This window comes from Bradyrhizobium ferriligni (assembly GCF_056837965.1).
This window is the reverse complement of the sequence record NZ_JBXEJO010000108.1, coordinates 1-23,632: the sequence shown is the minus strand read 5'-3', so window position 1 is coordinate 23,632 and position 23,632 is coordinate 1. Positions and strand designations below refer to the sequence as shown.

At 65.8% G+C, this 23,632-nt stretch carries 19 protein-coding genes; 12 read left to right on the top strand and 7 right to left on the bottom strand.

Features of this window, described 5'->3' with window-relative positions:
* The first annotated feature begins 216 nt into the window (after window positions 1–216).
* Complete coding sequence (locus AC1VNY_RS39590) at window positions 217–1,452, top strand: MFS transporter (RefSeq protein ID WP_482409245.1); 1,236 nt, start codon at window positions 217–219, stop codon at window positions 1,450–1,452.
* A gap of 13 nt (window positions 1,453–1,465) precedes the next feature.
* On the opposite strand, the gene AC1VNY_RS39585 is transcribed toward AC1VNY_RS39590, so the two are convergent.
* From AC1VNY_RS39585 to AC1VNY_RS39570, 4 genes are read right to left on the bottom strand one after another with little or no spacing between them, the layout of a single operon-like run.
* Window positions 1,466–2,230 carry an anti-sigma factor family protein gene (locus AC1VNY_RS39585; RefSeq protein ID WP_482409244.1) on the bottom strand — a complete coding sequence of 255 codons (765 nt, stop codon included), beginning with the start codon at window positions 2,228–2,230 and terminating at the stop codon, window positions 1,466–1,468.
* A complete protein-coding gene (locus AC1VNY_RS39580) occupies window positions 2,227–2,754 on the bottom strand; it encodes an RNA polymerase sigma factor (RefSeq protein WP_482409243.1) in 528 nt (175 codons plus the stop codon). The genes AC1VNY_RS39585 and AC1VNY_RS39580 overlap by 4 nt, the downstream gene beginning before the upstream one ends.
* Window positions 2,751–4,208: a YncE family protein gene (locus AC1VNY_RS39575; protein ID WP_482409242.1), complete on the bottom strand. Its 1,458-nt coding sequence runs from the start codon at window positions 4,206–4,208 to the stop codon at window positions 2,751–2,753. Before AC1VNY_RS39575 ends, AC1VNY_RS39580 begins: the two co-directional genes overlap by 4 nt.
* A 12-nt stretch (window positions 4,209–4,220) precedes the next feature.
* Window positions 4,221–4,712, bottom strand: coding sequence for a DUF305 domain-containing protein (locus tag AC1VNY_RS39570; protein WP_482409241.1), 492 nt, complete (start codon window positions 4,710–4,712; stop codon window positions 4,221–4,223).
* Window positions 4,713–4,972: 260 nt separating this feature from the next.
* Here AC1VNY_RS39570 and AC1VNY_RS39565 point away from each other — a divergent pair, with 260 nt between their 5' ends.
* From AC1VNY_RS39565 to AC1VNY_RS39555, 3 genes are all read left to right on the top strand, one after another.
* Window positions 4,973–6,625 (top strand): hydantoinase B/oxoprolinase family protein, encoded by a 1,653-nt coding sequence (locus AC1VNY_RS39565; protein WP_482409240.1) that lies wholly within the window; start codon window positions 4,973–4,975, stop codon window positions 6,623–6,625.
* A 6-nt stretch (window positions 6,626–6,631) separates the two neighbouring features.
* Entirely contained in the window at window positions 6,632–8,671 is a 2,040-nt protein-coding gene (locus AC1VNY_RS39560; RefSeq protein WP_482409239.1) for a hydantoinase/oxoprolinase family protein, read from the top strand.
* A gap of 108 nt (window positions 8,672–8,779) precedes the next feature.
* Window positions 8,780–10,012, top strand: coding sequence for an ABC transporter substrate-binding protein (locus tag AC1VNY_RS39555; protein WP_482409238.1), 1,233 nt, complete (start codon window positions 8,780–8,782; stop codon window positions 10,010–10,012).
* Window positions 10,013–10,182: 170 nt separating this feature from the next.
* Here AC1VNY_RS39555 and AC1VNY_RS39550 read toward each other — a convergent pair whose 3' ends face one another.
* Window positions 10,183–11,397 (bottom strand): mandelate racemase/muconate lactonizing enzyme family protein, encoded by a 1,215-nt coding sequence (locus AC1VNY_RS39550; RefSeq protein WP_482409237.1) that lies wholly within the window; start codon window positions 11,395–11,397, stop codon window positions 10,183–10,185.
* A 232-nt stretch (window positions 11,398–11,629) separates the two neighbouring features.
* The gene (locus AC1VNY_RS39545; RefSeq protein ID WP_482409236.1) at window positions 11,630–12,889 is read right to left on the bottom strand and encodes an amidohydrolase family protein; all 1,260 of its coding nucleotides are present in this window, start codon (window positions 12,887–12,889) and stop codon (window positions 11,630–11,632) included.
* A 153-nt stretch (window positions 12,890–13,042) separates the two neighbouring features.
* Between AC1VNY_RS39545 and AC1VNY_RS39540 the strand changes: the two genes are divergently transcribed.
* Window positions 13,043–13,462 carry a nuclear transport factor 2-like protein gene (locus AC1VNY_RS39540; RefSeq protein ID WP_482409235.1) on the top strand — a complete coding sequence of 140 codons (420 nt, stop codon included), beginning with the start codon at window positions 13,043–13,045 and terminating at the stop codon, window positions 13,460–13,462.
* A 133-nt stretch (window positions 13,463–13,595) separates the two neighbouring features.
* Here the strand turns inward: AC1VNY_RS39540 and AC1VNY_RS39535 are convergent, their stop codons facing one another.
* A complete protein-coding gene (locus tag AC1VNY_RS39535) occupies window positions 13,596–14,354 on the bottom strand; it encodes a GntR family transcriptional regulator (RefSeq protein WP_028343660.1) in 759 nt (252 codons plus the stop codon).
* Between the two features lie 201 nt (window positions 14,355–14,555).
* On the opposite strand from AC1VNY_RS39535, the gene AC1VNY_RS39530 reads away from it, so the two are divergent.
* The 7 genes from AC1VNY_RS39530 to AC1VNY_RS39500 all read left to right on the top strand — a co-directional run bounded on the left by AC1VNY_RS39530 (window position 14,556) and on the right by AC1VNY_RS39500 (window position 23,556).
* Entirely contained in the window at window positions 14,556–15,410 is an 855-nt protein-coding gene (locus AC1VNY_RS39530; protein ID WP_482409234.1) for an ABC transporter ATP-binding protein, read from the top strand.
* A 2-nt stretch (window positions 15,411–15,412) separates the two neighbouring features.
* Entirely contained in the window at window positions 15,413–16,189 is a 777-nt protein-coding gene (locus AC1VNY_RS39525; RefSeq protein WP_106327939.1) for an ABC transporter permease, read from the top strand.
* Window positions 16,190–16,233: 44 nt separating this feature from the next.
* Window positions 16,234–17,259: an ABC transporter substrate-binding protein gene (locus AC1VNY_RS39520; RefSeq protein WP_482409233.1), complete on the top strand. Its 1,026-nt coding sequence runs from the start codon at window positions 16,234–16,236 to the stop codon at window positions 17,257–17,259.
* A 171-nt stretch (window positions 17,260–17,430) separates the two neighbouring features.
* A complete protein-coding gene (locus tag AC1VNY_RS39515; RefSeq protein WP_482409232.1) occupies window positions 17,431–18,873 on the top strand; it encodes an amidohydrolase family protein in 1,443 nt (480 codons plus the stop codon).
* Between the two features lie 173 nt (window positions 18,874–19,046).
* The gene (locus tag AC1VNY_RS39510) at window positions 19,047–21,479 is read left to right on the top strand and encodes a CaiB/BaiF CoA transferase family protein (protein ID WP_482409231.1); all 2,433 of its coding nucleotides are present in this window, start codon (window positions 19,047–19,049) and stop codon (window positions 21,477–21,479) included.
* Window positions 21,479–22,555 (top strand): ABC transporter ATP-binding protein, encoded by a 1,077-nt coding sequence (locus tag AC1VNY_RS39505; protein WP_482409230.1) that lies wholly within the window; start codon window positions 21,479–21,481, stop codon window positions 22,553–22,555. The genes AC1VNY_RS39510 and AC1VNY_RS39505 overlap by 1 nt, the downstream gene beginning before the upstream one ends.
* Window positions 22,552–23,556, top strand: coding sequence for an ABC transporter ATP-binding protein (locus AC1VNY_RS39500; protein WP_482409229.1), 1,005 nt, complete (start codon window positions 22,552–22,554; stop codon window positions 23,554–23,556). Before AC1VNY_RS39505 ends, AC1VNY_RS39500 begins: the two co-directional genes overlap by 4 nt.
* Window positions 23,557–23,632 lie beyond the last annotated feature (76 nt).

The window sequence follows — 23,632 nt, the reverse complement described above, 5'->3', positions numbered from 1 at the left end:
GGGGTGGGGGTTCTCTCCGCGAGTCGTAACGTGGAGAGAGCCCCCACCCGGATCGCATCTGACGATGCGATCCGGCCTCCCCCGCAAGCGGGAGAGGTAAGGTGAGCTCGCGGATAGGCTGAGCCCATCCGCTCTGCCGCCAAACTTGGCACCATCCGCCCAATAATGTTACGCCCGTCGCCAAACCGCTCGGGGAAGAGGCGATTCGTGGACGGCGTGGTGACGAAGGAAGAGGCGGGGATCGGGTTCCGCGCCCTGGTGCTTGCACTTCTGGCATTGGCCTCCGGCCACATGCTGTCGACGCTGCTGCGGACCATCCCGGCGATCAGCCTCGATCTGATGGCGTCGGATTTCGGTACCTCGCCGCAGGCGCTGGCGAGCCTCACCTCGATCTATCATTTCTCCTTTGCCGCCTCGCAAATCCCGGTCGGCGCCGCGATGGATCGTTTCGGCGTGCGGCCGGTGTCGCTGAGCCTGCTCGCCGGTACCGTTATCGGAACGCTGGTCTCGGCGCTGGCGACGGGGCCTGCGAGTTTTGTGCTTGGCCAGCTCATGCTCGGCGTCGCCACTTCGGGCATGCTGATGTGCCCGATGACGCTGGCCGCCAAGCAGATGTCGGCGGCAAAGTTCGGCCTGTGGTCCGGCCTGATCCTCTCGATCGGTAATATCGGCATGCTGCTGTCGGCCAGCCCGCTGGCCTTCGTGGTCGATCAGTTCGGCTGGCGCGCCGGCTTCTGGGGCTCGGCCGGCTTCGGCATTGTGGTGTTGATCGCAGTGTTCGCGCTGGTGCCGCGCCAGCCGGCGGCACATGCGGACGATTCCTCGCCGCTGCACCAGATGGCCGAGGTGCTGCGGCTCGGCATGTCGCGCGACCTGCGCGGCCTGATCGCGCTGTCGCTCGTGTCGCTCGGCGCGTCGCTGACATTGCGCGGCTTGTGGGGCGGCCCATGGCTGATGGACGAGAAAGGGCTGAGCCGGATCGAGGCCGGCAATGTGCTCGGCCTGTTCACGCTGGCGATGATTGTCGGCCCGGCCTGCATCGGCGCCTTCGATCGCAAGTTCGGGCATCGCCGTACCATGGTGGCGGCGACTCACGCCATCGCCGCGCTGCTGCTCGTCTTGATGGCGGCCGGTGCAGCGCATTTCCCGGTCTCGAACCTCTTCGGCGTTGCCGTGATGCCGACGCAATATGACCTGGTGCTGTTGATCCTGATCGGGCTTGCGACGTCGGCGCAGCCGCTGATCTACGGCATGACGCGGCAGCTTGTCGACGCGCAGAACACCGGCAAGGCGCTGTCCTCGGTCAACCTTGCGTTCTTCCTCGGCGCAGCGCTGCTGCAATCCAGCACCGCCGGCGTTGCGGCGCTGTTCGGGCTGCCCGCGGTGCTGCTGTTCATCGCCGGCGCGCTGGCGATCGGGATCGTGCTGTTCCTGGTCTACACCAGGCCCTAGCGTTGCGTTCCGATCAGATCGTCTGCGCCTGCTTGCGAATCTCGTTGGCAAGCGGCCGCAGGGAATCGCCACCGCGCGGCCCCACCAGGGAGTAGCCCGTACCGCCGTCGGCCCACGAGAAGCCCGCGACGTCGCCACCCGAATGCGCGGCCATAGGCGCGTTCCGGTCTGACGTCATCGGGCGGGTGAGAACCACAAGCCGCTCGCCGTGATCATCGTCGTACATGAACATGGCCGCCGGACCATGTGCGGTCGGCACCACCCGTCCGCCCATCAGGCGATATCCCGACTTGGTCAGATCCGGCAGCTTCACCGGTTGACGCAACCGGTTGGAGACCCATTGCACAAGCTCGGTGCTGTCGCGCAGCTCGACCGGCCGCGTGCGATCGGAGGCGTACACTCTGTAGGAATCGCTGGCTTCCTCGGCGAGTGCCACAATTCCGCCGGCCGGTGCCTGTGTCGCGCCACGGATCACCCAGCCGCCGAGCCCGCCGATTGCAAGCATCAGCATGGCTGCGATAGCCCAGCGCAATGACGAGGGGCGGCGGCGCGGGCTCTCGATCATCCTGGCGAGGTTGAGCTGTGGCGGCAGCGGCTCCTCGGTAATCGGCAGTAGTGCCGATCGCAAAAGGTTACGCTCATCGGAGTAAGCGGCGATGCGCTTGGCCACATCCGGATGCTTCTCCAGATAGGCAGCGACATCAGCCTCGCGTTCCGGTTCGAGCGCGCGATCCACATAGGCATGCAGATCGTCTTCGGTAATGGGTCGACTGCTCATGTCCTGTTCCGCAATTGCACGACATTATGGTCCCGCTGGCCTGACGTCCCCTCCAACTCGTGATGCAGCCGCTCGCGGGCGCGCGCCAGCCGCGACATCACCGTGCCAACAGGCACGCCAAGCACCTTCGCGGCGTCGGCATAGGACAGATCCTCGACGCCGATGAGCAGCAGCACTGCACGCTGGTCATGCGGAAGCGTCGCGAGCTTCGCCATGACGTCGCGATACATCACCTTGTGCTCCTGTTCCGCCTCCTGACCGAATGTATCCTCGTTGGTTTCGTCGATCGTGACATGGACGCCGCGCCCCGTTGCGCGGCGAAACTGGTTGATGGCGAGGTTGTGCAGGATCGCGAAAAGCCACGGCCGCGGATTGTCCGACCGTCGCTGCTCCCAGTGAATCACGGCGCGCTCGAGGCAGTCCTGCACCAGGTCGTCGGCCGCCGCCTGGTCGCGGACCAGGGCCCGCGCATACCGCCGCAAGGCGGGTATCAGCGGCTCGACCAGGCGCAGCATGTCGTTCATGGCGTTTGCACCTGGATGATCGCGCCGGGCTTGGCCGGTTCGCCTGACGTGATCACGAGATAGCGCCGCTCCGTCCTGGCTGCGCTCTGCACGATCTGGCGGATCGGTCCGGTGACGTTGACAATGGCGGAGCCGGCGGGATTGGTCATGAAGGCTGCCAGAGGCTCCACCGATCCCGTGCCGTCGGCACGTTCGGCCAATCCTAGCACGTAGTGCTGCTTGGGTTCGAGTCCGGTGACCGATGCCTGCAGCACCTGGATCAGCCCCTGATCGAACAGCGAGACGCTGGTCGGCGGCTTCTCGCCCTTGGCCTGCTTCTTCGGTGCAAGCGTGAGGTGGGCGGCCTGGCCGGCAACGCCGAGCGCCTGCAGGTTCTGGCGGTCATCCGGATTCGGCGCGGCGTTCGGTACGTAAGCTATGGCCTGCGGCGCCTGGCCGATCGGGATGTTGGCGATCACCTTGTTGGTCGCGGTGTCGATCGCCGCCAGCGCGTCGGCATTTTCGAGACCGACATAGACCCGCGTGCCGTCGCCGGACGGCCAGATACCGTGCGGCAGATTGCCGACGGGGATGGTCGCGACTTGCGAGAAATCATCGGTTCGAAACACCTTGACCTCGTTGGTGCCGCCGATGGTCACATAGGCGAAGGTCCCCTTTGAGGTCCTGGCGAAATTGACGTGGTTGGTGATCGGGCCGGTGTCGATGGTCTTGATCAGGTTGAACGGCGGCTTGGCGTTGAACACCTGCGTCCTGCCGACATCCTTCAGCGTGAACCACACCTGGTCACCATCCGGGGTCGCCGCGATGTTCGGGCAGAACGGGCTTTCCTGCTTCACCTTCGCGACGATCTGATGGTCTACGACCGAGACCACGTCGGTCTCCGGATTGAACGACGAGCAGATGTAGCCGTACTTGCCGTCCGGCGAGAAGATCTGCATGCCGGGTCCCGCGGGCACCTCGATGCGCATCGTTTCCTTGAAGCTCTGCGCGTCGATGACCGAGATGTAATTCTCGCCGCGCACGGTGACCCAGACTTCCTTGCCGTCGGGCGTGAAGAAGGCCTCGTGTGGCGAGCGTCCGACATAGGTGACGTGCTTGACCGAGTTCGTCGCTGTGTCGATGAAGCTCACCGAGTTCGACCCGATCGAGACCACCGCGAGGGTTTGGTGGTCGGGCGAATAACCCATGCCGTGCACCAGCACCTGGCCCTTGTAGAGCGGGCTGAAATTGCCCGGCTGCGGATCGCCCAGCCGGATCACGCCGAGCAGCTTGTTGTCGGCCGGGTCGGTGACCGACACCGTGTTGGAGAACTGCTCGGCGGCGTAGACGCGATCGTGATGGCTGACCGGAATGTCGGGCGAGGATGCCGCCCCCGGCGCCTGGCCGGCGAAGGCGGAACTCGACATCGCCAGCATGGTCGTCGCCAGCAGGCACTTCAGGATTTTGCGGTTCATCGTTTGAGGCTCCTAGTTCTTTATTTCGTGGGACATGTTCATGTGATCGTGAGCCGCGTGATCGTGGGCTGCGGCGGGCGCCGGGCCCGGCTGCGTCGGGGCCGGCGCGGATGCCGTCACCGGCTCGCCGATCGCGAGCTTCATGGCGTCGATCTCCTGCCGCTGCTCGATGATGATTTCCTGCGCGATCCGGCGCAGCTGCTCGTTCTTGCCGTAGCGGAGTTCGATCACCGCCATGTCGATCGCGCCCTGGTGGTGCGGCGCCATCATCGCGACGAAGTCGCGATCGATATCGCCGCTCGGTTTGGCGGCCATGTCGTTCATCATCTTGGTCATCGCGGCATCGTTTTCCGCGAGGAAGGCGCGCTCTTCCGCCGACTGCGCGGTCTGGTCCGGATGATGGGCTTCCTGGGCGAGCACCACCGGGGAGACCGCGACGGCGAACAGGACACGCATGCCGAACACCGCGGCACCGAAGTCGGGTCTGAGGAATCGCAGGATCATGATGTTTCACCCTGAAGGTTGTCGCGGAGGGGCCCCGCGATCCGGTTGGCTTGCATGGGTGGGACGCAGCAGCGTCAGTTCTATTCCGTCGCGGGGCAGGTTCTTCTCGATCACGACTTGCTGATCGACGGAATGATCCGTTTCGGCCGAGCCAGCCGATTTGCGATCGGCAAGCCACTGGCTATAAGAGGGAATTCCGGTTCCGATCGACCGGTTCCTCGATCCTCCCTGCGCAAGTCGCTCGCGCCAAGAAGGCCAAGATGTCCGCCAAGATCGATCCGATCACCCGCTCCGTCGTCCAGCACCGCCTGTCGTCGATCGTGAAGGAGATGGGCGAAGCCATGCTTCGCACCTCCTATTCGCAGATACTCAATTCCAGCCGCGATTTCTCGCTGGCGATTTGCGACACCAACGGGCGGCTGATCGCGCAGGCCGACCACATTCCGGTTCATGTCGGCGCCTTGCCCTGGGCGACGCTGGCGGTCGAGGAGCGCTTCAAGGATGTCGCGCCCGGCGACGTCATCCTGCTCAACGATCCCTATCAGGGCGGCAGTCATCTGCCTGACTTGACCGCATTCGTGCCGGTCTTCGATGGGGGAAAAAGGCTGCTCTGGACCATCGTGCGCGCGCATCAGAGCGACATCGGCGGCGCCACCCACGGCGCCTACAATCCGGCCGCCACCGAGATCTATCAGGAAGGCATTCGCATTCCGCCGATCAAGCTCTACGAGGCCGGCAAGCCGCGCGAGGATCTGCTCGATCTGCTGGCTTTGAACATCCGCAACCCCCGTGAATTCCGCGGCGACCTCGCCGCAATGCTCGGGGCCGCGCATCTCGGCGAACGCCGCGTCGCAAAACTGTTCAGCGAGTTCGGCGCGGAGACGGTCGAAGCCGCGATCGAGGCGATCTTGGACGCGGCCGAGCAGCAGACCCGCGCCGTGGTGTCGACCTGGAAGGACGGCGTGTTCTACGGCGAAGCCCTGCTCGACGATGACGGCCACGGCCGCACCGACATCAAGATCGCGGCCAAGGTGACCAAGAAGGGCAGTGACATCGAGGTCGATCTCACCGGCTCCGATCCGCAGTCGACAAGTTTTGTGAATTCGTCGCACGCCAACATGCAGGCGGCGGTCGCGATGGCCTTCGCCTATCTGATCGACGCCGATATCCCCAAGAACACCGGCGCGCTGCGGCCGCTGAAGGTGGTGGCGAAGCAGGGCACCATTGTCTGGGCCGACCCCGGCCGTCCCGTCACCTTGTGCACCAGCCATCCCTCCAACGAGATCGTCGAAGCCATCATCAAGGCGATGTCGGCGTCCTGTCCGGATCGGGTGATGGGCGGGTGGGGGCGCCGCTTCCGCATCGCGATCCAGGGCGAGGATCCGCGCAACGGACGCAATTTCATCTGGCACATGTTCCAGGCCCGGCCCGGCGGCGGCGCATCGCCGGGCGGCGACGGTTATTCGTCGATCGGCGAATGGCACTCGGTCGGCGGGCTCAAATTCGGCAGCATCGAGGTGGCCGAGGTGCGCTTTCCCCTGCATTTCCGCCAGCACGAATTCCGGCCGGACTCCGGTGGCGACGGCCAGCATCGCGGCGGGCTTGGCGTCGCGCTCGACATGGTGCTGGAGACGCAAAAGCCGGCCAAGGGCAACACCGCCGGCGACGGCGCACGCCATGGTCCCTGCGGCATGCTCGGCGGCAAGGACGGCGAGCCGCATCACTATCGCCTCTTGTCGGAAGGACGCGAGCCGCGCGTGCTGAAGACGAAAGAAGTCGGCATCGAGCTGCGTCCGGGCGACTGCCTCGAGATCCGGTCCTCCGGCGGCGGCGGCTGGGGTCCATCAGAGAAGCGCTCGGCGGAAGCGCGGGCGCGCGATCTTGCGCAAGGTTTGGTTTCGAAAGCGGTGTAGGCAGCGATGTACACGATTGGGGTTGACGTCGGCGGCACTTACACCGACCTGGTTGCAACGGATCAAACTGGGCGCACCGTGTTCGCGAAATCGCCGTCCACGCCGGCCGATCAGTCGATCGGCGTCATGGCGGGACTGGAAGAGCTGGCGCTCCGCCTCGGCGTGACACGCGCGGCGATGCTCGCCGCGACCGATCGCCTGGTGCACGGCACGACGGTCGCGACCAATGCGCTGCTCGAGCGCAAGGGCGCGAGGGTTGCGCTCTTGACCACCGAGGGACACCGCGATGTCGTCGAGATGCGCGAAGGGCTGAAGCCGGACCGCTACGATCTGCGCACGCCGCCACCCGAGCCGCTGGTGCCGCGCGAGCGCCGCTTTGGCGTGCGTGAGCGGCTGAAGGCCGACGGCAGCGCCGCGGTTGCGCTCGATGCCACAGCGCTCGGCGATGTCATCGCCGAGGTGAAACGCTCGGGTGCGAATTCGGTCGCGGTCTGCTTTCTGCACGCCTATCTCAACCCGGCGCATGAGCTCGCCGCCGTCGAGCAACTGGCGAAGGAGCTGCCCGACGTCAGCGTGTCGCGCTCGAGCGATGTGCTGCCGCAGATCAAGGAATATGAGCGCGTCTCGACCACCATCGTGAACGCCTATGTCGCGCCGACGGTGCGGCGCTATCTCACCAATCTGGAGCGCAGCCTCGCGGAAGCCGGCTTTGCAGGCTCGCTGTTCGTCGTGCTGTCGCATGGCGGCATGGCGCCGGTGGAGGAAGCCTCGCGGCTCGCCGCAGGCACCGTACTGTCGGGGCCGGCCGGCGGCATCTCCGGCAGCCGCCGCTGCGCGGATCTTCTCGGAATTCCCGATCTCGTGCCGTTCGACATGGGCGGCACCTCGACCGACATCTCACTGATCGCAGATGGCCAGGCCTCACTGTCGGCCGACGGCATGCTCGCGGGCCAGCGCATTGCGCTGCGCAGCCTCGATATCGCCAGCATCGCCGCCGGCGGCGGCTCGATTGCGAGCGTCGACGGCGGCCGCACGCTGCGGGTCGGGCCGGAGAGCGCGGGCTCGGTGCCGGGTCCGGCCTGCTACGGCAATGGCGGAACGGCCGCCACCGTCACCGACGCCAATGTCGTGCTCGGCTATCTCGATGCCGCGGCCTTCATGGGCGGCGCGCGGCCGCTCGATCGTGCAGCATCGGAAGCGGCGGTGGATCAGATCGCCGCAGCGCTCGAGCTGTCGCGGATCGAGGCCGCCGCCGGCATCTACAAGATGATCAATCTGAAGATGGCCGACGGCATCCGCCTGATGACGCTGCGCCGCGGCGTCGATCCCCGCAAATTCGCGTTGCTCAGCTTCGGCGGCGCCGCCGGCATGCACGCCGCCGAGGTCGCGCGCGAGCTCGAGATCAAGCGCATCATCGTGCCGACGGTCGCTTCTGTGCTTTCGGCCTGGGGCATGCTGACCAGCGATCTGCGTTACGAGGTCAGCCGCACCCATTACGGCACGGGCCGGATTTCCGCCGACGAGGTTCGCGCCTTGTTCGCCGCGCTGGAAGAGCAGGCGGCGGGGCGGCTGCGCGACTGGTTCAAGGGCGATATCGCCATCGAGCGCTCGGCCGAGATGCGCTACGGCGAGCAGGTGTTCGAGATCGACGTGCCGCTAGGCGAGCTCGATCTCGGTGCCGCCGACCTGGTGGCGCAGATCGAGGAACGCTTCCATCGCCGCCACGAAGAGCTCTACACCTATGCCTCGCGCGGGCAGGAGGTGGTGTTCGTCAACGCCCGCGTCGCCGCGGTCGGCAAGGTGGCGCGCGGCGGGAGTGATGCCGGAAAGGCTAGCTCGGCTGCGCCCTGCGCGCCGCGCGGCAAGCGGCAGGCCTGGTTCGGTGCCTGGCGCGAGGTGCCGGTCTACGCGCTCGACGATCTCAGGCCGGGCCAAGCGCTGGCCGGTCCCGCGATCATTGAGGCTGAAACTACCACCGTCCTGGTCGACAGCGGTGACCGCGTCGCCGTCAACCCGCTCGGCTGGCTCGACATAACATTGCGCTGAGGCCCGCCTCCGCCATCAACATTTCATTTTTCCGGCATTGGCTTGGGCGATAAACTCCGCTCGCTCGGGAGGAGCGCCGGCCAGCCGCCGGCGTTTGTGGCGATGTTGATGCAAACAAAAAGACAAACGGCGCTTTCGATATCTCTCGTCCTCGCAGCTGTCCTCGCGGCGGCGCCGTTGCGCGCGCAGCAGGCGCAGACGGCGGCCGGCAACGAGATCCGCATCGGCAACGTCATGCCCTATACCGGGCCGCTCGCGGCGTTCGCGACCATCGGGCGGGCGGAGGCAGCCTACTTCGACATGGTCAACGAGCATGGCGGCATCAACGGCCGCAAGGTCAGGTTCGTCTCGGTCGATGACAGCTCCAATCCGAAGATCGCGATGGAGCAGACCCGCGATCTCGTCGAGAAGCAGGACGTGCTGTTGATGTTCGGATCGTTCGGCACGCCGAGCAATCTCGCGGTCCGAAAGTACCTCAACGAGAACAAGGTGCCGCAGCTGTTCGTTGCTTCCGGCGACGAGGCGTGGGCGCATCCCGTGACCTTTCCCTGGACCATGGGCTGGCAGCCGACCTTCCGCGCCGAGGGGCGAATCTACGCCAACTATATCCAAGCAGCCTATCCCTCGCGCAAGATCGCGGTGCTCTGGCAGAACGACCAGTTCGGCCGCGACCTCTTCAAGGGATTGCAGGAAGGGCTCGGCGACACCGCCGGGATGATCGTAGCCGATCTCGCCTTCGACGCGTCGGAGACCGCGATCCAGAACCAGATCGGAATCCTGAAGAACTCCGGCGCCGACATTCTTGTGTTCGACGGCGCGCCGGCGATCGCGGCGCGCGCGATCCGCGTCGCTGCGGACCTCGACTGGCATCCGGTGTTCATCCTCGACAATGCGTCGGCCTCGATCGCCAGCGCGCTGCGGCCGGCAGGCCTGCAGAATTCGCTCGGCGTGATCTCGACCTCGTTCCTCAAGGATGCCGGGGATGCCTCCTGGAAGGACGATCCGCAGATCAAGGCGTGGCTCGCCTTCATGGACAAGTATTATCCCGACGGCGACAAGGACGACATCTACGCCGTGTTCGGCTACGCCGCCGCGGATACGCTGATGCAGGTGCTGCGCCAGTGCGGCGACGATCTGTCGCGCGAGAACATCATGCGGCAGGCCGCGTCGCTGAAGGACTACCAGAGCCCGATCGCGCTGCCCGGGATCGTGATCAACACCGGACCGAAGGACTTCCGCCCGATCAAGCAGATGCGGCTGGTGCAGTTCGATGGCAATGCCTGGCAGCCGATCGGCGACGTGATCGACAGCGCGTTCACGGCAGTGCGCGAGGATAATTGAGGGCGCTCTACTGGGTTATGCGTCGTCCCGGCGAAGGCCGGGACCCATTACCCCAACTCTCAGTTGTTTGTGCGTCGCTGGGGCAACAATCCTTTTCACACCACGCAGCGGTGGTTATGGGTCCCGGCCTTCGCCGGGACGACGATGGGTAAGGGCCGGCGCACAACCGCCTACTTCTTCAACCCGTAATTCAACAGCCCGCCCTTGTTCTTCGGCGGATGCGCGCGCAGGCCTTCCTCGTTCGGCTCGGTGCCCCAGCCCGGACGATCCGGGATCACGAGATGGCCGTCGACGAACTCGGGCAGGTGGGTGAACAGCTCGTGGTCCCAGGCCAGCCGATCGATGTCGGTCTCCATGATGCGCAGGTTCGGCACCGCGGCGCAGAAATGCGCGTTCATCATGGTGCAGAGGTGGCCGTAGAAATTATGCGGCGCGACGTTGACCTCGAAATGCTCGGCGGCGGCGGCGATCTTCATCGACTGCCAGACCCCGTTCCACGGCGTGTCGATGATCGCGACATCCATCGCCTGCTCGGTGAAATAGGGCAGGAATTCGCGCAGGCCCAGCAGCGTCTCGCAGGACGAGATCGGGTGCGGGCTCTGGCGGCGGATATAGCCGAGCGCCTGCGGATTGAAGGTGTCGATCTCGACCCAGAACATATCCATCTTCTCGATGGCGCGCAGGATTTTCAGATAGCCCTCGGTCTTGGCGTTGAAGTTGAGGTCGAGCAGGAGATCGACATCCGGCCCCGCGCCGTCGCGGATCGCCTCGAGGTGCATGCAGAGATTGCGCAGCACAGTGCGGTCGATATTGATCTCGGGCTGGAACGGCGAGCCGAAGCCGGGGCGCCAGCCCTGCGGCTTGCCGTCGGTATAGACGAAGATATTCGTCTTCATCGCCGTGAATTTCTTCTCGCGCACCTCGGCCCCGATCGCCTTGACGCCGTCGAGATCTGTGATTGCCGGCTTGTACCAGTCGGGATGATTGATGCGCCAGGTCGCACAATGCGACCAGTAGACCCGCACGCGGTCGCGGATCTTGCCGCCGAGCAGGTCGTAGCAGGGCACGCCGAGCGCCTTGGCCTTGACGTCGAGCAGCGCGTTCTCGATCGCCCCGAGCGCCAGCGCCACCACGCCGCCGGCGGCAGGGCGCGTCGCGGCGAACAGCTCGACATAGATCCGCTCGTGCTCGAACGCGTTCTTGCCGACCACCCGCGCCGACAGCCGCTCGATCGCCGCCGTCACGCCGGGCGCGCCGAAGCCCTCGTCATATTCGCTCCAGCCAACCAGCCCGTCCGTGGTCGTCACCTTGACGAAGTGATAATTCCGCCAGCCGGCATCACAGGCGAGCGTCTCGACGCTTTTGATTGTGGTGGATTTGCTCATGGTTTCCCGCCCGGCTGTTTGTTGGTGTTGAGGACGTTCAACAACGGATCGGCGAAGACGTCAATTCGCGCCAGGGCAAGGCGACAATGCGCGCAGGTTGGTGCTGCGGCACCGTATCGCTGTGCACGCTGGTACTCGATCCGTCATCCTGAGGAGCGCGGAACGCGCGTCTCGAAGGATGAACGGCCCCGCTCGTGGCCGTCGACCCTTCGAGACGCCGCTTCGCGGCTCCTCAGGATGACGGGGAGAGGCTGGTGACAGGCCGGAACAGCGTCGGGCGCTGGCGTTCGAAGGTCTTGCGGCCGCGCCTGAAGCCCATCAGTACGTCGGGCAGTTCGGCGATCGCGTTGGTTCCGCTGTCGGTGTCGAGCACGACGATGTCGGCGGGGTTGCCGACCGCAATGCCGTAATCCTTCAGGTTCATCAGCCGTGCCGGCAGGTCGGTGACGAGATCGAGGCAGGCGTCGAACTCGCCGATCCCGGCATGCGCCGCATTGGCATAGAGATTGGCCATCCGCAGCAGCGACGCATCGCCGAACGGCGTGAAGGGATTTTGCACATTGTTGGTCGCGACCGAGCACAGCACCCCGTCCGCGACGAGCCGATGCGCGGCGGTCAGCCCGCGCGGCGCGTTATGGGTGGCGTCGCGCCCCATCAGATAGAGATCGGTCGCCGGCAGCACGGTGACCGCGACACCGGCCTCGGAGAGGCGCGTGCTCGCCGCCTTCAGCCGATCAGGCGGCAGCGCGGAGAGTTTGGTCGCGTGTCCGATCGCGACGCGCCCGTGATAGTTGCGCCGTTCGGTCTGCCGGCAGACCTCCTCCATGTGCCACCAGGAGGGATCGAGGTCGAAATCGAGATGGAGGTCGACATCGACGTCGAACTCCTGCGCGAGGTCGAAGATGCGCGTGATATGCGCGTTCGGATCGCTGTCGACATAGGGGCAGCCGCCGACCGCCTCGGCACCGTCGTTGAGCGCCGCGACCAGCAACTCGTCGGCGCCGGGGTCGTTGGTCAAGCCCTCCTGCGGAAAGACACAAAGCGAGAGGTCGAGCGCCCAGGCATAGTCGCGCTTCAAGGCCTTGACCGCCTCGAAACCGCGCAGCCCGATCCGCGGGTCGATCTCGACATGCGTCCGCATCCGCGTCGTGCCGGCCGTGATCGCGCGCTCGATCACTTTTGAGCCGCGCGCATAGACATCCTCGACCGTGAAGTCGCGCTTCATCGCCGACACCGCGCGGATCGCCTCGTCGAGGCTGGCGTGATCGTGGCCGCATCGGCCGAGCAGGCAGGCCTTGTCGAGATGGATATGGGTGTCGACGAAGCCGGGCAACGCCAGCCGTCCGTTGAGGTCGATTTCGACCGCCTCGCACACGAGGCACGGCGCGATCGCGGCGATCCTGCCGCCGGCGATGCCGATATCGACCGCTGACGCGGAGCTGCGCGTCACGGCATTGCGGAAGACCAGGTCGAAGGCAGGTTTTGCGATCATCGGCGAGGAAACATCAAGTTGGGTGCAGCCTAGCGGATGGGCAGGGAATCGACAGCACCAGATTGTGTGCAGTTTTATAGTTCGATTGTCTAAAAAATATGCATACACTTTGGCGGCCAGATTGTAGAGTCCTGATCATCCCCGGAGGCCCCCATGTCCGCACCCGCCAAAGCCGATGTCCGCCCGATGTCCGATGCCGAGATCGTCGAGGCCTATCTGACGGCGTCGATGATCCCCGATCCGGATGCGGCCGCGGCCTATATGAAGCCGGGCACGGTGATCACCTTCACCGGCGGGCGCGAATTCGACCATCCGCGCGGGCCGACCGCCTTCAACGCGAAGCGCTACCGCTGGGTGAAGAAGAGAATGGATCGCTTCGATGTCTGCCCTGGCACGGACGAGACCGTCGTCTACAGCGTCGGCACGCTCTTCGGCGAATGGAGCGACGGCACGCCGTTCGAAGGCAACCGCTATGTCGACCGCTTCGTCGTGCGGGGCGGGCAGATCGTCAAGATGGACGTCTGGAACGACAGCGCCGAGCGGATTTTGGTGCAGCGGGGAATCGAGGCGTAGGGGAAGCAACCTTGTATCCCCGTCATCCTGAGGAGCGCGTAGCGCGTCTCGAAGGATGCACGGCCCGACCGGTGGCCGTCGATCCTTCGAGACGGCCGCGTTGCGGCCTCCTCAGGATGACGGTGATGGAGCGTCAGCGCCGCGCCGCCTTCGGCAGCTTCACCACCTTTTCGCCGCTCGCCTCGTCGGCATAGGGCGCCAGAATATCCAGCAGATCGCGCCCGCGCTGCGGGCTTGGCGCGACCAGCGCGCGGGTCGCCACGGAGTCCAGATGGCTGTGCATCAGCCCCATCACCTTGTCGACGTCGCCTTTCGCCAGCGCGGCGATGATCGCGCGGTGCTCGTTGATCGCGCATTCCGACGAATGCGGCCGGCTGTAGAGCGACAGCGTCAGGCAGCAGCGGTACGCGACCTCGCTGACATAGCGCACCAGGATCGGGCTGTTCGTCATATGAGCAAGCAGGATGTGGAATTCGGTGGCGAGCCGGATCGACACCGCGTCGGTGCCGTCGCGGGCCCGATCCTCGGCGTCGACATGGGCGGTGAGCTCGGCGATCTGCGCCTTGGTCAGCTTGCCCGCGAGCTGCCGCACCACCAGCCGCTCGAGCTCGATGCGAATATCGAAAGCATCGCGCGCCTCCTGCCAGCTCGGCGTCGCCACCACGGCGATGCGGTTGCGGCGCAGCTCGACCAGGCCTTCCGCCGCCAATTGCCCGAGCGCATGCCGTGCGATGGTGCGGCTGACGCCGAAGCGCTCGCCGAGCGAATCCTCGGGCAGCTTGGCGCCGGGCTCCAGCGCCTGCTCGATGATCGCGCGCCGCAGCGCGCGGCAGATCACGCTGACCTTGTCTGACGATTCAGCCGTCTTGCTGCTGTCGGCGCGCCCTGCCATTGCCGCGAATCCCTCTCGAAGGTGCTTCGAACGCCTCTTTATCATACCGCCAAAGCAATCGGGCGCTCGAATTGCATGCAGTTTGAGCCGCGGATTGCCCAAAAGGAATCCGGCCTTTGAGGCGCGGAACGCGCGATCTCCTTGATTTTCAACGCTACGGCCGCTGGCATCCGGCTTGCATGCACTTTGCTCGTGATGCGCATGCAACCAAACTCCGAATTCGCCGGCGAGCCGATGGCCGCCGGATCCGCGCCGACCGCGATCGAGCTGTCGGACGCCTCCGTGACCTTCGGCCGCGGCGCCCGCGCCGTGCCGGCACTGTCGACAACCACGCTGCGGATCGCCGACGGCGAGTTCGTCGCACTGGTCGGCCCGTCCGGCTGCGGCAAGTCCACCATCCTGCGGTTGGTGTCGGGCCTGGCGCGGCCGACCACCGGCGTCGTCATCGTCGGCGGCCGTGAGGTCGCGGCGCGCGCGACGCGGGTCGGCATGGCGTTCCAGAACCCGACCATGCTGCCGTGGATGACGATCGAAAAGAACATCATGCTGCCGCTGAAGATCGTCGAGCCGTTCCGATCGCAGTTCCGCAAGCTGCGCAAGACCGAATTCCGCGACAAGGCCAACACGCTGCTCGAGCAGGTCGGGCTCAAGGGCTTTGGCGGCCGCTATCCCTGGCAGCTCTCCGGCGGCATGCTCCAGCGCGCCAATCTGTGCCGCGCGCTGATCCACGAGCCGCGCATGCTGCTGCTCGACGAGCCGTTCGGCGCGCTCGACCAGTTCACCCGCGAGGAGCTGTGGGGAATCCTTCAGCAGCTCTGGATGACCCACAGGCCGACCGTGCTGCTGGTCACCCATGATCTGCGCGAGGCCGGCTTCCTCGCCAGCCGCATCTGCGTGATGAGCGCGCGGCCCGGCCGCATCCTCGACGACTCCAGGGTCGATTTCGCCCGTCCGCGTACCGTGGCGATGACCTTCGAGCCGGATTTCGTCGCGCTCAACCAGAAGCTCCGCGCCTTCATCGTCGATGCGCGCACCGCCGCGCGAGAGGGAGCCTGACCATGTCCGTGTCAGACATCAGGCAGAAGGCCTGGTCCGTCGCCCTGATCGTGCTGTTCTTCGTCGCCTGGGAGCTGTTCTGCCTGATGACGGGGATGTCGGACCTCGTGTTGCCGCGGCCGTCGCAGATTTTCGTCACGCTGTTCGAGAAATTCCCGATCCTGTGGCCGCACATCGTGCAGACCCTGGTCACCACCATGATCGGCTTCGTGCTCGGCGTGGCGCTCGGCGTCGCGCTCGGTGCCGTGATCGGGGTGTCAAAAACCGCCTACGACACCTGTTATCCGCTGCTGGTCGGCTTCTCGTCGATCCCGAAGGTCGCCGTGGTGCCGATCTTCGTGCTGTGGTTCGGCTCCGGCACCGTGCCGGCGGTGTTGACCTCGCTGTCGATCTGCTTCTTCCCGATCGTCGTCAACATCGCCACCGGCCTTGCCACCACCGAGCCCGAGCTCGAGGACGTGCTGAAGGCGCTCGGCGCCAGCAAGTTCGACATCCTGTGGAATGTCGGCCTGCCCAGGACGATGCCGTTCTTCTTCGCCTCGCTGAAGGTCGCGGTTTCCTACGCCTTCGTCGGCGCGGTGCTGTCGGAGACCGTCGCCTCGAACCGCGGCATCGGCAACGTCATGATGACCGCGTCCTCCAATTTCAACGTGCCGCTGGTGTTCGCCGGGCTGTTCGTGCTCGCCGGTCTCGGCGTCGCGCTCTACGTCCTGTTCTCGCTGATCGAGGGCCAGGTCACCGGCTGGGCGACGCGCAAGGACAATGTCATCGCCACTTGAGACACTTCGTCGACCGTCAAGCAATGAAGCTTAAGGAGATCTCGATGCTGAGAAAAGTAAGCGCCGCGCTGTTGGGATTGGCCCTGATCGCCGGTCCCGCGCGCGCCGAGGACACCACCATCAAGTTCACGCTGGGTTGGAAGACGCAAGGCTCGGACGCCGCGTTTTTCTACGCCAAGGACAACGGCTACTTCAAGGAAGAGGGCCTCAACGTCGTGATCGACCAGGGCGAGGGCTCCGGCGCGACCGTGACGCGCATCATGTCGGGCGCCTACGACGCCGGCTTCGGCGACGTCAACGCGATCATCCAGAACGCCGCGACTAAGCCGCAGGATGCGCCCGTCATGGTCTACATGATGTGGAACCAGCCGCCATTCGCGATCGTCGCCAAGAACTCGAGCGGCATCAAGACGATCAAGGATTTCGAGGGCCACACGCTCGGCGGCGCGCAGGGCACGCCGACCACGCGGCTGTTGCCGGTGTTCGTGCACAAGAACGGGCTCGATGGCGAGAAGATCAAGGTCTCCAACATGGCGCCGAACCTGCAGGAGCCGATGCTGATCAAGGGCGACATCGACGCCGCGCTGGTGTTCAACATCACGAGCTATTTCAACCTGGTGCTGAACCGCCAGGACCCGGATAAGGACTTCAAATGGTTCTCGTTCGGCGATTACGGGCTCGACCTCTATTCCAACGGCGTGATGGTCTCGCGCAAGCTGATCGCGTCGAACCCGAAGGCGGTGGCCGGCCTCGTCCGCGCCATCAACAAGGGTGCGATCGCGGTCGCCAAGGATCAGAACGCGGCCATGAAGGCGGCGCTGAACTATGACAATCTGATCAACGTCGATGTCGAGAAGCGCCGGCTGCAATATTCCTTCGAGAAGCTGATCGTCTCGCCGGAGATGAAGGACATCGGCATCGGCGACGTCAAGGACGACCGCATGGCCCGCGCCATCGGCTTCATCGTCGAAGGCTACCAGCTCGCCCGCACGCCGGCCCCGGCCGAAGTGTTTTCGCGCGAATTCCTGCCGCCGCGCGCGGAGCGGGAATTGGTGTATACGGCGAATTGATTGAGCGAGGCCGAACTCCGGCCGCATCAGCGGTTTTCCCCCTCTCCCGGTGGAGGTTCTCTCCGCGAGTCGTGTTGTGGTGACAGCCCCCACCCGGATCGCATCTCCGATGCGATCCGACCTCCCCCGCGAGCGGGAGAGGTGAAGTTACGCAAGCGGAGATGACAGGCGATGATGACCAACGTCACGGCGACCCGTCTGTTCTGCGGTCCTGACCGCGACATCCGCAACGACGTCGTGCTGCATCACGATGGCGGCGTCATCACCGATATCTCCGAAGCCACGGCCCCGCAGACAGGCCGGCGCTCTTTCATCCTTCCCGCCTTCGTCAACGCCCACGACCATGCCCGTCCGCGGGCCTCGAGCTTCGGCGCGGTCGGCATGCCCCTGGAGAGCTGGATCCTGCGCACGGTGGTCGGCACGCCGGTCGATCCGTATCTCACCGCGGCCTCGGCGTTTGCCCGCGCAGCGCAGGCCGGCTGCGCTGCGATGATGGTGCACTACACAACGCCGAGCGGCACCATGCCGCTGGTCGAGGAAGCCAGGGCGATCGCGCGCGCCGCCGCCGATGTCGGCATCCGCATCGCCTTTGCCATCGCGGTGCGCGACCAGAACCCGATCGTCTATGGCGACAGCGAACCGGTGCTGTCAGACCTTCCGGCCGACGACCGCAAGATGATCGAACAGCTGTTCGTGCGCGCCCCGATGTCGCCAAAAGCGCATATCGAGCTGACCGACGCCATCGCGGCAGCGATCGGCGGGCCGAAGGTCGATGTGCAGCTTGGGCCGGCCGGGGTGCAGTGGTGCTCGAAGCCGCTGCTGGAGGCAGTCGCGGAGAACTCTGCGCAGACCGGCCGCCGCATTCACATGCATTTGCTCGAGACGATCTACCAGCGCGCCTGGGCCGACCGGCATTTTCCAGGCGGCATCGTCCGCTATCTCCGCGACATCGGCTTCCTCTCGGAGCGGCTGACGCTCGCGCATTGCATCCACGCTCGGCCCGACGAGCTCGAGATGATCGCGGCGTCGGGCGCGCGCATCGTCACCAATTTTTCCTCCAACCTGCATCTGCGCTCAGGACACGCACCAATCGCGGCGGCGCATAGCTGCGGCTGCGGGATTGCTGTCGGCGTCGATGGCCTGGCGCTCGACGAGGATGACGACGTGCTGCGCGAGATGCGGCTGGTGCAGATGATGCATGGCGGCCTCGGGTTCAAGCGTACATGGACTGCTCAGGAATTCTTCACGCTCGCCATCCGCAACGGCCGCCGCGCCACCGGCGCGCCGGGCACCGGCGAGCTCGCGGTCGGTGGGCCGGCTGATTTCGTCGGCATCGATCTCGACCGCCTCGAGCGCGATCAGCTTCTTGATGCGGATCCGCTCGACCTCTTGTTTGCACGCGGCAATGCGTCGCTGATCTCCGAGCTTGTGGTCGATGGTCGCACCGTCGCCAAGGCCGGCCGGTGCCTCGGTGTTGATCTTCCCGCCATTGAGAAGGAACTGCGCGGCATCACCCGCGCGAGCGCGGCCACATACGCGCATGTCTTGCGCGCATGGCCGCGATTGTCGAACTCAGTGCAACACTGGTTCGAAGCGCAGCTCACCTGCAATTAGCTGCACAATCTTCGCTTCGCGCTGAGCAGCAGCTTCGGTCAGATGCTCGCTAATTCCGTCAAGCGGAAGAAAATTCCACTTGCATCACACTCGTCGCGCGGCTTCAAGTTCACCCAACAAGAAACTGAATCAGCCGCTGTCACCGGCTGGTCATTTTGTCGCGAGGAAGCGTGATGGGCGCGTTGTCGCATCTGCGGATTGTCGAGATCGGAAGTGCTGCGGCGACGAGCTATTGCGCGCGGCTGTTTGCCGATTTCGGCGCCGATGTTCAGAAGGTCGAGCCGCCGCACGGCGATCCGCTTCGCCGCACCGCGCCGCTGACGCCCAAAGGGCAGAGCGCGTGGTTTGCGTTTCTCAACTTCAACAAGTCGAGTGTCGTGCTCGACACGGGCGATGCGGGCGCGGCATCCCGCTTGCGGGAGCTGATCATCGGCTGCGACATCCTGCTCGACGGGCGCGGCATTGCTGCGGCGGATTGTCCCGACATCGATCTCGACGCGATCAAGCGGGATAATCCCGGCCTCATTCATGTCGACCTCGCCTGGTTCGGCGATCGCGGTCCCTACGCCAATTTCGCGGCGACGGACTCCACGATCCGCGCGCTGACCGGATTGGTGAAGCTGGTCGGTCCGGAGCAGGGGCCGCCGATGCATGCGCCGGATTTCCAGATCGGCATTCTGGGCGGGCTGTGGGGTTTCATCGCCGCCGCATCGTCGGTTCTCGGGCGCATGCAGAACGGGCGCGGGCGCGAAAACCATCTCAGCCTGTTCGAGGCCTCTATCGCCGTCACCGAATACATCATGTTCGAGGCGTTCCAGCGCGGCGACATCATGCGGCGGATCGGCGTCAACCGGTTCTGGCCGACCTTTCCGGTCGGCATCTACGAGACGAAGCAAGGCTGGCTTGGCGTCACCACGGTGACGCCGGCGCAATGGCGCGCGTTCTGCGAGATGCTGGGGCTCAACGAACTGCGCGACGATCCGACGCTGGTCATGGGTGTCGACCGGCTGCGCCATGTCGCCGAGATCGAAGGCAGGATATTGCCGAAGCTGAGGCAGCGCACCGCGCTGGAGTGGTTCGCCGAAGGGCTCAAGCGCAGGATTCCGATCGTGCCGGTGCCGGAGGTGGCGGATCTCATCGCCGATGAGGAGAAGCGTGCGCGTGGCGCCATCGTCCCGATCACCATCGGTGACGAGACCGGCTTTTCCGCCGGCACGATGCAGCGGCTGACCGCAACGCCGCCGCTGCGCGGCGGCCGGGTGCCTGATCTCGGCGAGCAGCAGGCGAGGCGCGAGGCTGCGCCGCGCGTGCCGGTGCCCAGGCCCGCTGCAACCGATCGCTTGCCGCTCGAGGGCATCCGCGTCGTCGACTTTTCGATGGGCTGGGCCGGGCCGATCTGCACCCGCACGCTCGCCGATCTCGGTGCCGATGTCATCAAGATCGAGGCGACGCAATATCCGGACTGGTGGCGCGGCGTCGACCGCCGTCCGGCCTATGTGCTGGAGCAGATGTACGAGAAGTCGGTGCGCTACTGCATCATGAACCGCAACAAGCGCGGCATCACGCTCGATCTGACCCGGCCGAGGGGGCTTGAATTGGCGAAGCGCCTGCTCGCCGATGCCGACCTCGTGGTCGACAATTATTCGGTCGAGGTGCTGCCCAAGCTCGGCCTCGGCTATGACGTGCTGAGCAAGATCAATCCCAAGCTGGTGATGATGTCGATGTCGGCGTTCGGCGCCGGCAGCGTGCATCGCGACTGCCGCGCCTATGGCTCGACCCTGGAGCAGGGCTCCGGCCTGCCCAGCGTGGTCGGCGATCCCGATGGTCCGCCCGTCATGAGCCATACCGCGTTCGGCGACGCCGTCGGCGGGCTCAACGGCGCCGCCGCGGTGCTGACCGCGCTGATCCACGCCAAACTGACGGGGCAGGGGCAGTTCATCGATCTGGCGCAGATCGAATGCATGATGCCGTTCGCCGCGCCCTGGATCGTCGCGCATTCGACCAGTGGCAAGCCGCCGACTAAATACGGCAACCGCCATCCGGATTCCGTGCCGCATGGCTGCTTTCGCTGCGCCGGAGAAGACAACTGGATCGTCGTCGCGGTGTCCGACGACGCGATGTGGCCAAAGCTCGCGCGGCTGCTCGGCCGCGAGGACTGGGCGGCGGACGAGACGCTCAAGACAGCCACGGGCCGCCGCGCCATCGAGGCCGAGATCGAGGCTGCGATCACGGCCTGGACCGCGGCGCGCGATGCCGATGCGGCGATGGCCGCGCTGCAATCCGCCGGCGTTGCCTCCGGCGTCGCCCGGCTGCCGATCGATCTCCTGGAGGATCCGCAGCTCCACGCCCGCGGCTTCATCCAGCAGGTCGACCGTGCGTTCATCGGACGACATCCGCAGCCGTCGATGCCGTTTCGCGAGGGCGATGCGCCATTTGCCATTCGTTCAGTGCCGCCGACGCTCGGCGAGCATAACCGCGAGATTCTTGGCGGCATGCTCGGGCTCTCCGACGCCGAGCTCGACGAGCTCACCCGCGAGGGCATCATCGGCACCGAGATGCTGATGGAGGAGCAGCTGGTGAAAGAGAAGAAGCGGGCGGCGGGCTGATGGAGGCAGGTCAGCCGGCACAGCGCAGGGCGGAGGGCGCGCGCGAGGCCGCGCGGCCGCTGCTGTCCGTGCGCGGGCTCGGCATCCGCTTCAAGACCGCGCAGGGCGTCTGGCAGGCGACGCGCCGCATCGACTTCGACATCGCGCCCGGCGAGCGCGTCGGCATCGTCGGCGAGAGCGGCTGCGGCAAGACCATCACCGGCCTGTCGATCCTGCGGCTGTTGCCGGGCAATTTTGCCGGCCTTGACGGCAAGATCCTGTTCGACGGCGTCGATCTCGCCTCCTGCAGCGCGCGGCAGATGCGCGCGATCCGGGGCAAGCGCATCGCGATGATCTTCCAGGAGCCGATGAGCGCGCTCGACCCGGTGTTCACCGTCGGCCACCAGATCGCCGAGACGCTGCGCGTCCACACCGACGTTTCCCATGAGGAGGCGCGCGCCAAAACGCTGGAGATGCTCCGCCGCGTCGGCATCGCCTCGCCCGAGCGGCGGATCGACGACTATCCGCACCAGCTGTCCGGCGGCATGCGCCAGCGCGTGATGATCGCGGCGAGTTTGATTTGCGGGCCACAGCTTCTGATCGCCGACGAGCCGACCACCGCGCTCGACGTCACCGTGCAGGCGCAGATCCTCGAGCTGCTGCGCGACATCAGCGAGACTTCGAAGACTGCGCTGATGCTGATCACCCACGATCTCGGCGTCGTCGCCGAGACCTGCACGCGGATGATCACGATGTATGCCGGCGAGGTGATCGAGGACGCCACTGTCGACGAAGCGCTGGTGCGGCCGCTGCATCCCTATACGTCGGGACTCTTACGCTCGCTGCCGCATTTGAGCCCGCGCCACGGCCGGCTGCCGTCGATCCCGGGCCGGGTGCCGTCGATCGCCGAGATGCCGAACGGCTGCCGCTTCCGCGCCCGCTGCGCGCATGCGGTGAGGGGTTGCGAGGCCGAGCAGAAGCTGCAGGACGCCGGCGGCGGCAGAAGAGTGCGCTGCTGGCGCTTTGCCGAGCTGAATCTGCCGGGCGCGCTGCATCCGCCCGGCGCGCCGGCTGCTGCGAAGGTCGCGACGCAATGACCACAGCCGATGCCGAGCCCCGCCGCGATGCCATCGTCTCGGTGCGCGACCTTCAGGTCCGCTTCCAGACCTCGGACCGCCGCGCCACCGTGAAGGCGGTCGACGGCGTTAATTTCGACGTCCGCCGCGGCGAGACCTTCGGCATCATCGGGGAGTCCGGATCGGGCAAGACCACGATCGGCCGCGCGCTGGTGTTCCTGCTCAATCCCAGCGCCGGCGCCATCCTGCATGACGGCATCGATCCAACGGCACTGCCACGGCGGGAGTTTCAAAACCATCGCCGCAACTACCAGATCATCTTCCAGGACCCGAACGCTGCGCTTAATCCGCGCATGACGATTCTGGCCTCGGTGCTGGAGCCGCTGGAGCTCGCACGCGTCGGCAATAGCGCCGAGCGTGAGCGGCCGGCGCGGGAAGCGCTGGAGCGCGTCGGCCTGCCGCAGGAGTACGGCGCGCGCTACCCACATCAGCTGTCCGGCGGCCAGAAGCAGCGCGTCGTGATCGCCCGCGCGCTGACGCTCAAACCCAAACTGATCGTCTGCGACGAGGTGGTGGCCGCGCTCGACATGTCGATCCGCGGTGACGTGCTCAATTTGTTTGCCGATCTGCAGCGCGACCTCGGCCTGACCTATGTCTTCATCACCCACGATCTCGCGGTGGTTTCGCATATCAGCGAGCGCGTCGCGGTGATGTATCTCGGCCAGTTCGTCGAGCTCGGGCCGACCGAGGAGGTCGCCGAGCGGCCGCTGCATCCCTACACGATCGCGCTGCTGTCGGCCGAGCCGCGGCCGTTACCGTCCACGATGCGGCAGGAGAGCCGCATCGTCTTGCAGGGCGAGGTGCCGAGCCCGATCGATCCGCCTTCGGGCTGCCGCTTCCGCACCCGCTGCCCGCACGCGCAGCCGCTCTGCACCGACCGCGTGCCGGAGTGGCGCGAGCTGAAGCCCGATCACTGGGTGGCCTGCCATTTCGCCGACCGCCCGAATTTTTCGCCGAGTTAGCGCGCGATGAGATCAGTTCGAATAGCGACCCCGAAGGAACTGCACTCCCTCTCCCGCTTGCGGGGGAGGGCTGGGG